Below are 18,232 nucleotides of genomic sequence, written 5' to 3'. Positions count from 1 at the left end.
TATTTAGCTCCGTTGGAGCTTACAATAACGAGTTTTGCATTTTTGGATGATAATGCGAATCAAAAATAGTATTGTTTTTCAAGTTAAACCTGACAGGTTTTTAAAACCTGTCAGGTTTCTGTTGGAGACTAAAAGATGTAAATTTCGTCTTTTTACTTACAGTTGTTATATAAAAACATCCCATAATATCTTGCATCAAAGCAAGTATTATGGGATGTTTCAATAAAATAAAAATTACTATTTAATTAAAATGTTTTGAGGATTAATAACCAGGATTCTGCTGTATTGGATTAATTGTATTGGTAACAATTTCCGAATTTGGAATCGGTAATAAATCAAATTTTGGATCTGCTGTTTTTTGTTGTAATTGTGCAGTTGTGTAAGCACCATCATATTGAGCATAGAAAGGTTGCATTACGGCAAAATGATTATTCATTACTGCTTTTGCATTAATCGTTGGCATGGTAGTAGAAAAACGTAGTAAATCAAACCATCTTTGATTTTCTAGGGCGAATTCCCATCTTCTTTCATCGGCAACCGCTTTTTCGTATAAGGCTTGCGTGTTAACATTTGCGCTAGTCAAGGCTGTTAATCCTGCTCTGGTATGTACTTGGTTTAAATACCCTAAAGTTGTTGGATTGTTAGCACCAACAGCTTCACAATACATCAACAATACATCACTGTAACGCAATACTGGCCAGTCTAACTCAGAGTCATTTGCAACAGTTGTCGCGATATTGTGTTTTGCAGCCCAATACGTCCATGTTGATGATAATGACGTTGCAGTTGGTTTGTAAACCTTTATCGAATAATCTCTTCTTATATCGTTTGTAGCATACGAATTGTACAATTCTGCTGTTGGATTATTATACGAACCTCTAGTTCCTACTGGCTGTGCCAATTTAGTTTGAGAGGCCACACTTGTGTTATTTGTAGCAAACAAATTGGATAAGGAACTGCCATATCCCAATGCTCCAGATTTGAATCTTATAGCAAAAACAATTTCAGCATTCATCTCATTAGTACTTGAAAAAACATTAGCATATCCTGTAGCTCCTGTTAAAATAGAATGTCCACTGTTTCCAATTACATCTGTTAGGAGTTGCAAAGCATCTGCTTTTTGTCCTAAGGTAAGGTACACTTTTGCCAATAAAGCTTTGGCAGCCCAAACGGTAGCTTTTCCTTGCACCGCTTTTTGTGCATCTGTTGTATTGCCATATTTGGCAGAGATACAATTTTCAGAAGCATTTTTTAAGTCTGCTAGAATAAATTTATAGATGTCTGCAACGGTAGATCTTGGAATTCTCAATGATTCTTCAGAAGAAACGACTTTGTCAATTAGAAATACCCCGCCATACAGACGTACTAAATTAAAGTAATGATAAGCTCTCATAAAAGAAGCCTCTCCCGCAATTCTTTTTCTTTCGGCTTCTGTCATCGTAATAGTAAAAGAGCCGTATTCAATTGTACCTGAATTTGGATTGTAAGAAGTTTTTAAACCTTCTAATAAAGCATTAATACTTCTAATACTTTGATACGTTGTTCCCCAGTAACTTTCAATAAAACTATCAAAAGCTGGTGCTTCAAATATATCATTACTATAAATCTGTAAGTTCTGAGGGACTGTTGTAGCAGTAAGGTTCATAAAAGTATTGTCACTTCTGATTTCAGACAGCATCCACTCATAAGCGATAGGAGCTCTCAAGGTACTGTAACATCCTGATAAAGCATAATTTAATTCACTTTCACTATTATAAAATCCTTTTTGAGGGATATCATTTTTGTTTTCAAGTTCTATATAATCAGAACAGCCGCTTACAGATAGAACTAAAAATAAAATGAACAGCTTGCTTGTATTGAAAATATTTTTCATAGTTATTTTTTATTTTTTTAATTATAAACCTACTTCAACTCCAAATAAAACAGTTCGCTGCATCGGGAAACCTCCTCTTTGATAACCATCTATCAAAGCACTGGTTTGTGATGTTCTGGCTTCAATATTAATGCCTCTGTAGTTTTTGTTATTCCAGAATAATAGGTTTTGTCCTGAAAGAGAGAATCTTAAATTTGTTAAGCCTACTTGTTTTAATGCATTTTTCCCTAAATTATATCCAAGAGAAATTTCTCTTAAAGAAGTATAGGAAGCATCTTCTATAGCATTGTCTGTAAAAACCCAGTTATAACCATTTGTTGTATAAGGGGTTTTTCCATCACCAGGATTACTTGGACTTACCCATCTGTTTGCCATGTAATTTAAGTTTCGTTCTTTAGGCTCATTGTAGTTAACATCTCCATTAATTAATTCGCCACCTACAACCCCCTGAAGTGTAAAACTTAAATCGATATTTTTGAATGTAAACTTATTAGTGAAACCCCAAGTAAAATCAGGATAAGGATTACCTAAAATTGTTCTGTCGTTATTGTCCAGAATTCCGTCTCCATTTAAGTCAATAATTTTCAAACCACCTTCTTTCAATCCGTTGGTCAAAGTTGTTGTTAAACCAGAAGCAGTGATTTCCTCAATACTGTTCCAGATTCCATTAGTTTTAAATCCATAGAAACTGATTAAAGGTTGTCCAACAATAGCATAATTATTCAATCCATTTCGGCCATCGATAGTTGGCGAGATGATCATTGTTTTATCGCCAAGATTAGTGATTTGATTTTTAACATGAGCGATATTAAAATCAGAAGTCCAAGAGAAATTTTTGCTTTTAAGATTAACTGTAGATAATTCAACTTCAAATCCTTTGTTTTTTAAGCTTCCCACGTTTGCAATAACAGAGCTTGATCCTGAAATTAACATACTAGATTGTTCTAATAATAGTTTTTCAGTATTGGACTGATATACGTCGATGTTTAAGTTAAGCCTGCTTTTAAACATAGAAAGATCAAAACCGAAGTTAGATTGAAATGTTCTTTCCCATGTAATATCAGGATTATTATTAATGTTACTTGTATTGGCCAAACCAATAGAAACAGTTCCGTTTCCAGTACCGCTTACATAATTAGAAGGATTTAGGTAATATTGATACATAAAATCTCCAATACTGTTATTTCCTGTAGCTCCATAACTTGCTCTAAAAGCCATTCTGTTGATTACAGATACATCTGCCAAGAATTTTTCTTTAGAAATTACCCATCCTGCAGATACAGCAGGGAAACCTCCCCATTTATTGCCATCTCCAAATTTACTGCTGCCATCTGTTCTATAACTTCCCATTAGTAAATATTTGTCCTTATAGGCATAATTTACTCTGGTCAAAAAAGAAACAAGTCCAATTGAAACATCTGATTGAATAGGTTGTAATATAACTGTAGCATAGTTCAAGTTTTTGTTGTCATCACTAGGGAAAGTGGTTCCAGCAGTAACTAACGATTTTGTTCTGGTAGATTGTAATGAGAACCCCGCCAAAGCTCCAAATTCATGATTGCCTATACTTTTTTTATAGTTTAAAGTATTCTCTGTTAAGAAATCGAAATAATTTGCATTGGTATAAGTTGCATAATTTGGGTTTCCTATTCTGGCAGCATTTGCAGCACCAGATTGCACTCTTTGAGAATTTCTATAGTAAATGTTTTCTGTAGTTCTAAAATCCAATCCTTTTGCGATTTTATATTCTAAACCGGCACTTCCTTGAAAACGAAATTGATTGTTATTATCATCTTGCTCCAATAAAGCTCTCATCGGATTTGTATTGGATGTTGTAAACGGAACTGCATTAGCGGCAGTAGTATAAGCAACTCCGTTTGGATCAATACCAGTATACACTAAGTTTGCAAAATCTGACGCTTCTGCATAATTTCCAACAACAATTCCTCTTGACGGTTGCTGTCCATTTATAAAATCAGCTGTAGCTTGGGTATGATAAACAGGAATAAAACTTGGAAATCTCGTAAAATCAATGAAATTAATAGCCGGACGTTCCGTTTTTGTATTTGATGGATTCAAATTAATATTTAGCTTTAATTTTTCTGTCAATTGCAAATCAAATTTTGCTCTGAAGTTTAATTTTTCGAATTCACTTTTCAGCATTAAACCTTGATCATTTTGATAGCCGACTGATATAAAAAACTTATTCTTATTGCTTCCGCCAGAAACATTAAATTGCATATCTTGATAATAGGCTTTACGCAAGGCCTCTTTTTGATAATCGGTTCCTTGGCCTCCTAATAAATCTTTTTCGATTGAGTATTGCGCACGCCATTTATCTAAAGATGGTAAACTCGCTCCATAAGCAGTAGTCCACAAAGGATCGGCATTTCTCATCGCTTGTTCAGCGTATAATCTTTCTACATAATCTGTTGAACTCATGATATCATAAGTATCATAAGCTTGCTTAACACCTGCTGTACTTCTAAAATAATATTTCGTTTTACCTTCTTTACCACTTTTTGTTGTTACTAATATTACTCCATTAGCTCCTCTAGAACCATAAATTGCGGCAGAAGCTGCGTCTTTTAATACTTCCACAGATTCAACATCTGCGCTATTAAGAGCAGAGAAACCATCAGGCATTGGTTGTCCATCGACTACAAGAAGGGGGCCTGAACCTGCTTTTACGGAACTAATTCCACGAATGTTTATCTGTGTATCAGCACCAGCTTCAGATGAAATGCTTTGTACACGAACTCCAGCTATTTTTCCTTGAATAGCATTGTCTAATCTTGAAACGGGAGCATCTTCGAATTTATCGCTTTTCAATTTAGCAACAGAACCTGTAACACTGGAACGTTTTTGAGTTCCGTAACCAATCACCACTACATCATCAAGAACGTTTGCAAATTCAACTAATGTTACATTTATAGTTTTACTGTTTCCTACTGTAATCGTTTTGGTCGCAAATCCTATAAAAGAATATTTTATGATTGATTTTGAGTTTTTTACGTTAATAACATAAGAACCTTCAAAATCGGTTACTGTACTATTTTCTTCTGAAGTAATAGTAACTCCTGGTATCGACTGACCTGTATTATCAACAACTCTACCTGATATTTTTATTTTATCAGTTTGTGCATTGATAACACTTGAGAAGACCAAAAGTAAAATCAAAATCTTTTTTTTCATAATTTAAATTTTTGTTAGGTTTTGCATTCAAATAGTTTTTCGGTTAGTTTATTAATTGAGTTTTTATGTATTTCAAACTAAATAACCAAATTGGTTAACCAATTAATAAGGCAAACATAATTGTTTTTTTGGAAACAAAGAATAGTAAGTGCGTAAAAATCAAAAAAGAATGATAAAAAAATGGAATTCTTTTTTTATTAAGTTTTTATGTGATAAAAAAATAATAATTTATGTTTTTTTATAGTTTTTTTAAACTTTTTATAATGAAATATGAAAGCAACTATATCGTTATCGTTTTAGATTAGACAATACATTAATGAGCAGTTCAAAATCTTATATTTTGAAAGAAAGTTTTTTCTTGTTTTTATGTCGTTTTTTTTTATAATTTTAGCAAACCAATGTGGATAACCAAAAACTAATTTAAAAATAGTAATGATGAATTTAGAGGTTCTAAGCAAGAAAGACAGTAAAGAGGTTTTGAATACTATAATCGCAAAGATTAGGGATTATATGAATTATAAAAATTTGGAGCCTGGAGACAAACTCCCATCTGAACGTATGTTATCCGAGAAATTCGAAGTAAGCCGAAGCGCCGTTCGTGAAGCTATTCAAAAATTGGAGTTTTATGGTATTTTAAAATCGATTCCGCAAAGCGGTACTTTTGTTGCTGATATTGGACAGATTGCTATAAATGGTATTATCGAGGATATTTTAAAATTGCAGGAATCAGATTTTAAGTCTTTAGTAGAAACACGAATTTTATTAGAACTAAAAACAGTTCGTTTGGCCGCAACCCGTAGAACAGACGAGGATTTGGAAAGAATGAAAGCCGCTCTTGATGCCTATAATGAAAAAGCGTTGAATGGAAAAGATGCTGTGCAGGAAGATTTATTATTTCATTTGGCAATAGCAAAGGCGAGTGGTAACAGTACCATTAATACTTTAATGTTAATCATTACTCCTGAGATTATCACCAATTTTGAAAAGTATCATGTATGTGACGAAAATCAGGCTCAGAAAGGAATGAAGGAACATATGGAGATTTATAAAGCGATTGAAGAACAAAATCCGCAATTAGCCAAGCAGAAAATGAAAGAACATTTTAAAGCTTTATACGAGTATTGTTATAATATCTAATGTAAAATCGTAAGATAAAAACAGGCTGTCTCAAAAATTGAGACAGCCTGTTTTTTTTATGTTCCATCGGAACATCTCATCGGTAGATTGAATTTATTTATCCAGCGTGATTGTTTTTCCAATAATATTTACACGGCCAGTTTGAACAGCAGCAGAACCATCAGGTTGTTTTCCACCAATTGAAATAGTAAACCATCCCGGTTCAACAACGCGCTGTTTTTTCTTATTGATTAAGGATAATTGTCTCGGAGTTAGAATAAAATCAACTGTTTTGGTTTCGCCTTTTTTTAAATTAATGCGTTCAAAACCTTCTAATTGAATTATTGGACGAGGTGTTGACGCTTTTTCGTCTTTAAGATACAATTCAACAACTTCTTCGCCATCGCGATCTCCAACATTGGTTACATCAACAGATACTTTTAAGTCTTTAGCAGCTGATGCCGTTGATGGAAGTTGTAAATTGCTGTATTTGAATTGAGTATAACTCAAACCAAAACCAAACGGATATAATGGTTTCTTCTCAAAATAGCGATAAGTACGACCTTTCATATCATAGTTTTCAAAGGCAGGAAGTTGATCTACCGATTTATAATACGTAACAGGCAATCTTCCAGCAGGATTGTAATCGCCAAAAATAACATCAGCAATAGCATTTCCTCCTTGTTGCCCAGGATATCCTGCTGTTAATATCGCAGGAACATTGTCATTTGCCCAGTTGATAGAAAGTGCGCTTCCGTTAATTAGAACTAAAACAACTGGTTTTCCTGTAGCAACCAAAGCTTTCATTAATTCTTCTTGATTTGCTGGTAAATTTAGACTTGTACGGTCGCCACCTTCAAAACCATCTGCTTCGACTTTCATTTCTTCGCCTTCCAGACGTTCGTTTAATCCTAAAACTAAAACTACAGCATCTGCTTGATTAGCGGTTTCAACAGCTTCTTTCAAAACATCTTGCTGCGGTTCTGCCCATAAAAGCTGTGCTATGGCATCGCCGTAGAAGTTTTGATATTTTACTTCAATTTTATATTTCTTTCCAGCTTCCAATTCAATTTTCTGCGGACGAATCCTTGGATGATGATTGTTTTTTCCTCCCGTTGATTTCCCGGTTTCAATTTCTACAGTCATAAAAGGTTTTGCCCAGTCTGATATTTCATAAACTCCGGATTTTGGTACAGTAAGATAACCCGACCATTTTACGCTGTAATTCCCCATTTTCATTCTTGGATCAGGAGTATTAATGTCCCAGTGAAAATCTACATTATCATCATTACGGACAAAAAGAGGTTTTCCTTCCCATTTGCTGTTATCAAAATATTCGCCCATTAAACCTTGTTTTCCGTTTTCATTTTGAAAATAAACAGAGGGAATAACCGTCATTTCCGGAACACCTTTGGCAAGATCAGTTCCTTTTGCGTACAATACTTTAGCATTAGGTTCTATTTTATTCTGAATGCCTTTTAAAACCGTTACAGGATTACTTGGTACGCCACTGTAATTACCCCACAAAGATTGCACATCATCTGCATTTGGGCCAATTACTGCAATTGTCTTTATGTTCTTAGAAAGCGGTAAAGCATTATTTTGATTTTTTAGTAGAACTATACTTTTTTGTGAAGCTATTCGAGCCAGCCAGTCATTAGCGGCGTTATTGTTAACTGAAAACGGAATCTGTGCATAAGGAACAATTTCGTCCGGATCGAACATTCCCAATTTAAAACGAGCCGTAAAAAGGCGTTTTATTGTTAAATCGATATCGGCTTCCGAAAGCAGTTTGCGATCCAGAGCTTCTTTTAAAGATTTATAACTACTACCACATTCCAAATCTAAGCCTTCCTTTACGGCGAGAGCAGAAGCAGATGCCGCGTCATTTGTAATTTTATGATATTTCCATATATCTGTAACAGCGCCACAGTCTGAAACAATATAACCCTGAAAACCCCAGTCATTTCTAAGAATGTTAAACAAAAACGGACTAGCACTGCAAGATTCTCCTCTAAAACGGTTATAAGCTCCCATGACAGAATAAACGCTTCCATCTTTTACAAGAGTGCGGAATGCTGGTAAATACGTTTCATACAAATCAATATCGCTAACATTGGCATTGAACTCATGACGAGAAGGTTCTGGCCCGGAATGTACAGCATAATGTTTTGCAGTCGCTACTACTTTTAAATATTTTGGATCAGTTCCCTGAAGACCTTTTACATAATTAAGTCCCAATTGACCAGTTAAATACGGATCTTCGCCGTAAGTTTCATGCCCGCGTCCCCAGCGTGGATCACGAAAGATGTTAACATTTGGCGACCAAAATGTCAATCCCTGATAGATACCGTGTTGCCCTCGTCGAAGATATTCATGATGTTTGGCACGAGCTTCATCTGATATCGCATTGGCAACATCAAGTACTAATTGTTTGTCCCAAGAAGAGGCAATCGAAATAGATTGCGGAAAAACAGTTGCAAATCCTGCTCTTGCAACTCCATGTAAGGATTCATTCCACCAATTGTATTCTGGAATGCCGAGACGTTCAATTGCCGGCGCGGAATCCATCAGTTGACTGATTTTTTCTTCTACAGTCATTCGGGATACCAAATCATTCACGCGCTGTTCAATAGGTAAGTTAGGATTTTTAAAAGCAGGGTTTTCCTGTGCGAAAGTGGTTAATGTTGCGAAGTTTAACATTAACACTAATTTGTATACTTTTTTCATCAAATTATTTGGGTGTTTTTTGGTTTGATAGTTATTCTTTTTTTTACTGTGGTTTTTTCGTAAGTGTTTAGAACATTTGAAAGTACAAAATTAAATCTTAGTATTTTTCAGCTGAGTATTAATTGCTATTTAAAGGGTGTGGTAAAGCTTGGAGTCTATTTTTGTCAATTCCATAATATATAGAAAGGGAGATAAATTGCTAATTAAAGGTGGGCATTCTGCTATTTAAGCCCTCAGTTCTAGGTTAGGTAAAGAATTTTGATATTTTTGTTATTCCTGCCAAAATGAAAAACTTACCATGTTGAAACACACTTTACTCGTCTTTTTATTTTCTTTTTTCTGCACCAAAGCTATTGCTCAGCCTCAGGGCGTTTTGACTCATTTTTCGAATGATGGCAAGTTAAGCCAGTCAAGAGTTTTAGGAATTCAGCAGGATAAAAAAGGATTTATGTGGCTGGCGACTTTTAATGGTTTAATTCGTTATGACGGAAATACTTTTAGAAAGTTCAAAGTCGGACAAGATGATACTCCATTAAACATACAATCCAATCGTGTTTCCAAATTTATTTTTGATAACAATGGAAGAATATGGATTCAGTCAGAGAAAAATGATGTTTATTATTTTGATACCAATGAATTAAAATTTCATAATCCGATTGAAGGTAAATCAGATGAACTTGTTTTGGAGCAATTCAAAATTATGCGTTCGGGTAGAACCTGGTTATTTCCAAAGGATAAAAACTATATGATTGCATTTGAAAATAACAAGCAGATTAGGAAAGTCAATTTTGATAATGCTAAACATTTCGGAAAGATCATAGATGTATTGGAAGATAAATTAGGAACAACTTGGTTCTTGACAAACTCCGGAATTAGCAGATTATATAAAGGAAATAAACAGCCCGAATATTTCTTTACTAATGCATCTGAAGAAGCAACAAAAGCAAATTCGTTTAATATAGCTGTCGAAACTAAAGCTGATCTTTGGTTTGGAGGAGATCAGGGAAAATTTATCCGATACAATAAAAAATCAGCTACTTTCTTTGATTTGGATTTAGGAATTAAAGATGATATTCTACTGTTAAAAGAAATAGGCGATAGCAAAATTTTGATTGTAAAAAAGAATAGTGGTTTCTGTAATTACGATATTAAAACAGGGAAATTCAATAATTACAATAGCACTACACTAGTGGGTCTTCCGCAAGAAAGCATCAATTTTTTAGGACTTACAGATTCACGCCGATTTTGGTTTGATACCCCAAATTCAGGAATATTTATGTTTGATCTGATGACCGAAAACTTGAAGAAACTAGAAGTAGATCCCAGCGAACCTTCTGCGGCAGCGGGCAGACAAAAAAGTTTTCTGCTGACTTCTCCAAATGGAACCGTTTGGCTTCAGTCTGGTAAAGGTGCTTTTTCGTATTGGGATGAAAAACAGAACAGATTGTTTTCTGTTATCAGATGTATCAAAGAATCCAAAGAAACATTTTCAGATGTAATGCATACCGCTGCGTTTGATAAATTGGGAAATCTTTGGTTTTGTTCTCATAAACAAGGTTTAGATTTAATCGTTTTTAATAACAGTAATTTTCTAAAATTAAATTTAAGTGCGTCAGGAAATCATAAAAAGCACAATGTAAGAAGTTTGATGGAAGACCGAGAGAAAAATCTCTGGGTTGCCAGTCGTGACGAGAAAATTGAAATTTTTGATTCTCAAAAAAGAAGAATAGGAAATTTAGGATCTGATGGTACTTTGTCTCCAAACAGTCCAGGCTGGGGAGCAGATATTTACAGTATGATGCAGGATGCCAAAGGTCGAATATGGATTGGAACAAGAGGAAATGGTGTTTTTTGTCTGACCCCAAAACCGCTTTCTTTCAGTTTCAGCGTCAAACAATATAAATATGATAAAGACGATAAATACAGTATTAGTTGTGATGATATTTACAAAATCTTTCAGGCATCAAACGGGCAGATTTACCTTGCAACTTGGGGAGGCGGACTTAATTTGATTAAAGAATCTGCTGGCAAAGCGAATTTTATAAGTTACAGAAATGAACTGAAAAATTATCCAATAGGCAGAGCAGATAAAGTGCGTTCGGTTGTGGAGACCAAAGACCATAGAATTTTCTTTATTTCATCTTACCGATTATTTTCTATATCAGGAGAAAAGCTGTCAGCTGACAAAATGCAGTTTAAAGACCATTTTCAAGCTTCAGGAAATGATATTTTGGATATTATCGTGACTTCAAACGGTCGATTGGCATTATCAACAAACGGGAAAGGAATGATTCTGGTTGATGTCAATAAACAAGATCAGGTTAAAGCAAAAACATTTTGGAGCGAAAATTTCGGATTTCCATTAGAAGGTGTCGTGGGTATGGCGGAAGATAAATTTGAGAAAATATGGCTCATGGGTGATAATCAGATTGTACGTTTTGATCCTAATAATAACAGCAGTGAAACTTTTCCTGAATTAAAATCTATTATAGGAACCGAGATATTCTCAGAAGCAACCAAATGTAGATTATCCAATGGTGAAATCGCAGCAGGTTATTCTGATGGAGTAATTTATTTTAAACCAGATGCGATTAAACCTTCAAAATTCAAACCTTATTTAGCGATTTCTGGATTTTTGGTCAACAATAAAGAATTATTTGAGGTAAATCCTGAAACACCAAAAAATCCAGATCTTTTGAAAGAAGTTGTCTTAAAACACGATCAGAATTTTTTCAGAGTTCAGTTCTCAGCTTTAGATTATATCAAAAATGAAAATATTGTTTACCGATATAAACTGGAAGGAATCGATAAAGACTGGAATTATCTTAAAGGTGGTCAGTCGATTAATTATACCAATTTAGGAAGAGGAACTTATATCTTAATAGTATCTTCTACAAACGGACACAATTTATGGCTGGAAAACGAAAGACAGATTAAAATAACGATTAAGCCTTCTATTTGGGGAACTTATTTCGCTTATTTCTGCTATTTGGTATTGGCTGTAGGTTTGTTTTTATTAGTGAGACGCGCGATTTCAACAATCTTAAAATTGCGAAATGATGTACGGGTAGAAAAAGAAGTTAGTGCTTTAAAGCTTAATTTTTTTACTGATATTTCACATGAAATCCGTACACCGCTTACGATGATTACTGCTCCTTTAGAAGTGATGCTTTCTGATAATAAGTTGAATGAATCGGCAAAATCACAACTTAAAATTATTGAAAAATACAGTAATAAATTATTGAATTTAGTCAATCAGATTCTGGATTTTAGAAGAATGCAGGATAGAAAGTTAGAAGTTCGTGAAATTGATTTAGGTGAATTTGTTACGGAAGTTTGTGAAGGTTTTACAGAAGTCAGCCTGCGCCGAAATATACAGCTGAAAGTGAGTATTGGCGAGAGCAAACCACATATTTGGGCAGATCCTGATAGTCTGGATAAAATTTTGGTCAATCTGCTTTCCAATGCTTTTAAATATTGTAAAAAGGGAAATGTTATTGAAGTAAAAGTAGAAGAAACAGAGAAGAATGTCTGCTTAAAAGTGATTGATAACGGCCCTGGAATTAGTGCTGTAGTTCAGAAGAAACTATTTGTCCGTTTTTCTAATTATAACGAAAACCCTTTTAATCCAAGTACAGGAATCGGACTTTCTATTGTAAAAGATTCAGTAGAAAAACACGGAGCGGAAATTTCAGTTGAAACCAAATTAGGAAAAGGAAGCAGTTTTGAAATTAATTTCCAAAAAGGCTATGATCATTTTTCTGATGATGTAGAAATTCATTTTGATGAAACAGAGGAACATTTTATAGAAGATATTCAACCAAATGAAATAGTAACTGAAGAATTGGTTACAGAAGAAATAAGAGAAAAACCAGTTGGTTTAATAGTAGAAGATGATCCCGAATTGAGAAACTTTATTCTTTCTATTTTAAAAGAGGATTATACGATTTACACCGCTGAAAATGGAGAAGAAGGCCATGTAAAAGCTGAAGAATTATCGCCGGATTTTATAATCAGTGATATTATGATGCCTGAAATGGACGGAATCGAAATGCTTAAAATTATTCGAAACAACTTTGCAATCAGTCATGTTCCGGTTATTCTGTTAAGTGCAAAAACAGCGATTGAAAGTAAATTAGCCGGAATGGAATATGGTGCAGATGATTATATTACAAAGCCTTTTAATGTGAGTTTCTTAAAAGCAAGAGTAAAGAATGTTTTGGAACAGCGCATTCGTTTACAGCAGTTGTATTCAACAGGAAGTATTGCGCAAATTGCAAAAGAAGAGCCTTTACAGATTTCAGATAAAGACAATAAGTTTATGCTGAAAGTGATAGAGCTTGTAAAAGAAAACATTTCTAAAACTGATTTTTCTGTAGATGAATTAGGAAAATTAATGTGCATGTCACGGGCCAGTTTCTTTAATAAATTGAAAGATGTTACAGGAGTTTCTCCGGTTGTTTTTATAAGAGACATGAAATTGAATGAGGCGGCGAATCTTCTGAAAAATGAAGATTTATTAATTAAAGAAGTCTGCTTTGAAGTCGGTTTCAGTGATTTGAAGTATTTCGGAAAATGTTTTAAATCAAAATACAATTATACTCCTGCAGAATATCGACGACAATTTCGCTGAAAATAGTGTGATAAAATTTAAACACATAGAAACATAGAATTTTCCGCTAGATTGATTAAGTATATAAAAAAATGACAAATCATTTAACACATAGATCTATGTGTATTGATGAAAGTGAAACGCCTTTTTTAGACAAAGAAAATCTATGTTTCTATGTGTTTAAAAATTGATTTTTGAACTCGTTACTTGTAGTAACGAGTTTTTTTATTTTTAAGAGTTTCTTTGTTGTGATATGTGTTTTTATTTGTGAATATTTTTTTACATAAAATAAAAAATCGCATTTATAATTAATAAAAACATATGTTTTTAAGGTGAAATAGCGATTTAACCCTTTTCGAAAAGCAAAATTTACCCCTCATTACAATACGCTATATCTAGTTTTGCTTCATAATCGGAAATGATTTTACTAACTAACCTTAAAACCAAAATTATGAACCAAACCAAATTTTTAACTCAACTCTCAAAACCAAAATCTACAAACTGTAGTTATAGAAAGTTCGAAAAGCAAAATAGTAGTCATCTTTAAATTTTGCTGTTATGAAAATCATGAAACAATTAATATTTGGAGCAGGAGTATTGCTTTCAATATTAAGTTCTTGTTCAAGTGACGATTTTAAATACGAAAGCTCTACAGTAAAACTATTAGATTTTCAATTAAATGATGTGCCCTGGAACCTGAATGTCGGAATTTCTACAAGACCGCTTTTTGTGTACAAAGACAACGGAGAGTATTTTGCCAACTACAGTTCACTTTATCCTTTTTCTTTAGATGATGGAAAATACAAATTTGTAGCCTCAGATTATCCGGAACAGATGATTCCGTCTCCAACAAATCTGAATGACCTTATTGTGCCACAACCGGCATTAGCCAATCAGCATGTGAATCTTTCGGACGCGATGCCTTATGCTTCGCCTTTTGATCAACCGCTTACATTGAATATTAAGACTAGAACAGGAATACTTCGTTTAAAATCTTTGGATGTAAATGCGGATAGAAGTTATACGACTATTAAAACTACCATTTCCATAAAACGAAGCGGTTATAAAGTTATAGACGGTACTTATATCAACGAAGACATGTTTGTAACCAGAAGCAAAGCTACAACCAGTGGTGGCGTTAATTATGCAGAAGATTTTATTCTGTTTCAAACGGGTGATCCTGCAAATAATGTCCGTATTAAAATCGAATGTTTAGATCAAAATCAGCAGATCGTCAAAACAAAAGAGATCGAAGGAACTTTTGCCATTGAAGCGAGTAAAGTTACAAATGCTGATTTCTATTTGAACGCACTTTAAAATGCTGCTTTCTAAAATACATGCAAAATATAATTAGCCTCTTTGATGGATTTCATAAAGGCAGGAACATGCAGTACGGTGTATTGGCATAGTAACTTCTTGCTGTTCCTTAACAAATCCAATAATTGGCTTTTAAAATAATTAAAGAAATATTCTAGTTATGAAGATGAAAAAATATATCTGGAGCATTTTAGCGGTCTTATGTTTGACATTTGGTGCTTATGCTCAGAAGCGCGTTACTGTGAGCGGTACAGTAAGGGATAATATGGGACTTATACCAGGTGCAACTATTATTGTAAAAAATGAAAATGCCAATACTGTTACCGATTTTGACGGTAAATTCAGTATTGCTGTTAATGACCCGGCAACAGCAGTTTTGATTGTCAAATTTATTGGTTTAACCGATGAGACGGTAGCCGTAAAAGGACGTACTTCCGGAATTACGGTTCAAATGAAAGAATCGAACAGTGAATTGAATGAAGTAGTAGTTATTGGTTACGGTACTCAAAAACGTAAAAACTTAACAGGAGCCGTTGCCAGTATAAAAGGAACGGAACTGGCAAAAGTGCCAACAGCAAACGTAGCCGAAGCTTTGACAGGAAGACTTCCTGGGGTTCAGGTTACTACTGTTGACGGTTCGCCTGGAGCAGAGGTGAAAATTAGAATTCGTGGAGGAGGATCTATTACAGAAGATAATTCACCATTAATTTTAGTAGATGGATTTGAAGTTGCCAATTTAAATGATATTCCACCAACTGATATTGAATCGGTAGAAGTTTTAAAAGACGCGGCGTCAACAGCGGTTTACGGTGCGCGAGGAGCAAACGGAGTTATTATAGTTACCACTAAAGTGCCAAAAGCAGGAAAAGTTCAGGTAAACATTCATAATTATACGCAAATTAAAACGCTTGCCAATCATTTGGATGTAATGGATCCATATGAATTTGTGATGTTGCAGTATGAGAATGCGCGTAAAGGAAGTTCTAATCCAACCGGATTTTATAATCAATATGGAAAAGCTAACGAATTATATATTTATAAAGGAAATAAAGGTATCGATTGGCAAGATGAAATTTTCGGAAGCAACCCAATTGCCAGATATACAGATATTAATGTGAACGGAGGAAGCGAAAAAACAAAATTCAAATTCACGTTTGTAAATCAGGATCAGCCAGGAGCTTTGGTAGGAACTGGAATGCGTCAGAATTATGTTTACCTGATTATGAATACCAAGCTGACGGATAACCTTTTGTTTGAATATCAAACGCGTTTAACCAATCAGACTATTGACGGTTCTGGTACAGATGGCGTGAGTCTGCTTAGAGCTTTACGTGAAGCGCCAACAGGAGGTTTGGAAGATTATATGACTTTACCGGATGACAACACCTATTTTGATCCGGAAGATTATCAAACAAAACCTCGTTTTAACCCATTAGAAGAAGCAGAAAAAAATTACCGTAAACGTATTACGAGAATCTTCAATACACAAGGAGCCTTGACTTGGACAATCCAAAAAGGACTGACATTACGTTCTTCATTTGGTTACGAATACAAATATGCAGAAGACGGACGTTTCTGGGGAACCGATACGCGTACTGCAACCGATAATAACAATCTTCCTGTAGTATATTGGTCGATGACACAATCGCCACGCTGGCAGTTGAATAACGTATTGAACTACGGATTCAAATTAAAAGAGCGTCACGATTTTCAGTTAATGATCGGACAGGAGATAAAAGATCAGGAATCTAAGGCTAAATTTTACCGTTCCCGTTATTTTCCTGATGATATTTCGGGCCCAAAAGCTTTAGATAACTTGGCATTAGGAACTCCTTTTGATAACGGTTCATTGGCTGAATCTCCAAACAGAATTGCTTCCTTTTTTGGAAGAGCCAATTACGGTTACGATGATCGTTACTTATTTACATTCACGGTTCGTACCGACGGTTCTACAAAATTCGGCCCTGATAATAGATGGGGCGTTTTCCCTGCGGGAGCTTTTGCGTGGAGAATTTCAAACGAAAGTTTCTTAAAAGAGAGTCAGACGGTTTCTAATCTTAAACTTCGTTTGAGTTATGGAGCTTCAGGAAATGACAGAATCAAAGCCGATTTGTATGCGAAATATTATGGTGTTTCAAGAGATCGTTCTATAGGTTGGGGCGAAGAAAATCAATATTACTATAATTTTTACAACAGTCAGTATCTGAACAATCCAAACGTAAAATGGGAAACAACTTATACGGCAAACGCAGGTCTTGATTTTGGTTTCTTCAAAGAAAGACTAACCGGAACACTTGATTTCTATTATAATAAAGTAAAAGATTTATTGGTGCCTTCTGATATCGCATCAGTTTCTGGTTTTACCAAAATGATGACGAATGTTGGACAGACTTCTAATAAAGGAGTTGAATTGGCGCTTAATGGAAGTGTAATTAGAAAAAAAGACTTTCAGGTTGACCTGACTTTTAACATTGGTTACAACAAAAATAAAATTGACAAACTGGCAAGCGGAGAACAGGAATGGATTTTAAGTTCGGGCTGGGCAGGAACGCAGTTATTAAATGACGATGATTACCGTGCGTATGTAGGCGGAACAAAAGGTTTGATTTACGGTTTCGTAAATGACGGATTCTATACAATGGATGATTTCGAATCTTTTGATGCTGTAACCAGAGTGTGGAAATTAAAAGAAGGTGTAGCCAATTCGAAAAACCTTTCAGGAGAACCGGTTCCGGGAAATGCTAAGTTTAAAAAATTAACTCCTGTTGACCCTTCTGATCCAAATAGTTATGTAATTGGGGACAAAGACAGAAAAGTGATTGGAGATACAAATCCTGATTTTTCTGGTGGATTTGGTGTTAATGCAGTTTGGAAGAACTTCGATTTAACAGCATTCTTCAATTTCATGTATGGTTTTGATGTGTACAACGCCAACAAGATTATGATGACCTCTTTCTACTCCAATAACCAAAACAACTTTGGAATGGAAGTAGGACTGGATAAACGCTGGAGAAATTATGACGACATGGGGAATGATCTTCGTTATTCTCCAGAATTATTAGCAAAACAAAACGAAAATGCTACGATGTGGAATCCGGTAAGTATTGGTCGTCCTATTGCGATGTCTTATGCTGTTGAAGATGGTTCTTTCTTAAGATTAAATACGCTGAGTATTGGTTACACAATCCCAAAACAGCAAAGTAAAGCAATTGGTCTAAGCAGAGTAAGATTGTATGCGACAGGAAGTAACTTGTTTGTTTGGACGAATTATTCAGGATACGATCCAGATATCAATTTAGAAACTGGTCTTACACCAAATATAGATTACAACGCTTATCCAAGAACGCGTAACTACGCTTTTGGAGTACAGCTGTCATTTTAATTAAACG

At 34.6% G+C, this 18,232-nt stretch carries 7 protein-coding genes; 4 read left to right on the top strand and 3 right to left on the bottom strand.

All coding sequences use genetic code 11. The features are described 5' to 3' along the window. Window positions 1–262: 262 nt before the first annotated feature. On the bottom strand, window positions 263–1,873 hold the full coding sequence (locus P2W65_RS18810) for a RagB/SusD family nutrient uptake outer membrane protein (protein ID WP_289659972.1): 1,611 nt from the start codon (window positions 1,871–1,873) through the stop codon (window positions 263–265). Window positions 1,874–1,894: 21 nt separating this feature from the next. Beyond that, a complete protein-coding gene (locus tag P2W65_RS18805) occupies window positions 1,895–5,068 on the bottom strand; it encodes a SusC/RagA family TonB-linked outer membrane protein (protein ID WP_289659971.1) in 3,174 nt (1,057 codons plus the stop codon). A gap of 435 nt (window positions 5,069–5,503) precedes the next feature. On the opposite strand from P2W65_RS18805, the gene P2W65_RS18800 reads away from it, so the two are divergent. After that, complete coding sequence (locus tag P2W65_RS18800; protein ID WP_289666206.1) at window positions 5,504–6,205, top strand: FadR/GntR family transcriptional regulator; 702 nt, start codon at window positions 5,504–5,506, stop codon at window positions 6,203–6,205. Window positions 6,206–6,298: 93 nt separating this feature from the next. On the opposite strand, the gene P2W65_RS18795 is transcribed toward P2W65_RS18800, so the two are convergent. Further along, complete coding sequence (locus P2W65_RS18795) at window positions 6,299–8,914, bottom strand: beta-glucosidase (protein ID WP_289659970.1); 2,616 nt, start codon at window positions 8,912–8,914, stop codon at window positions 6,299–6,301. A 298-nt stretch (window positions 8,915–9,212) separates the two neighbouring features. Between P2W65_RS18795 and P2W65_RS18790 the strand changes: the two genes are divergently transcribed. From P2W65_RS18790 to P2W65_RS18780, 3 genes are all read left to right on the top strand, one after another. Further along, entirely contained in the window at window positions 9,213–13,547 is a 4,335-nt protein-coding gene (locus P2W65_RS18790; protein WP_289659969.1) for a hybrid sensor histidine kinase/response regulator transcription factor, read from the top strand. A 546-nt stretch (window positions 13,548–14,093) separates the two neighbouring features. Then, complete coding sequence (locus P2W65_RS18785; RefSeq protein ID WP_289659968.1) at window positions 14,094–14,843, top strand: hypothetical protein; 750 nt, start codon at window positions 14,094–14,096, stop codon at window positions 14,841–14,843. Window positions 14,844–15,003: 160 nt separating this feature from the next. After that, window positions 15,004–18,225, top strand: coding sequence for a SusC/RagA family TonB-linked outer membrane protein (locus P2W65_RS18780; RefSeq protein ID WP_289659967.1), 3,222 nt, complete (start codon window positions 15,004–15,006; stop codon window positions 18,223–18,225). Window positions 18,226–18,232: the final 7 nt, after the last annotated feature.

The organism is Flavobacterium panacagri, assembly GCF_030378165.1.
Taxonomy (GTDB): domain Bacteria; phylum Bacteroidota; class Bacteroidia; order Flavobacteriales; family Flavobacteriaceae; genus Flavobacterium; species Flavobacterium panacagri.
Note: the sequence above shows the minus strand (reverse complement) of the source record. Positions and strands in the feature narration are given on the sequence as shown.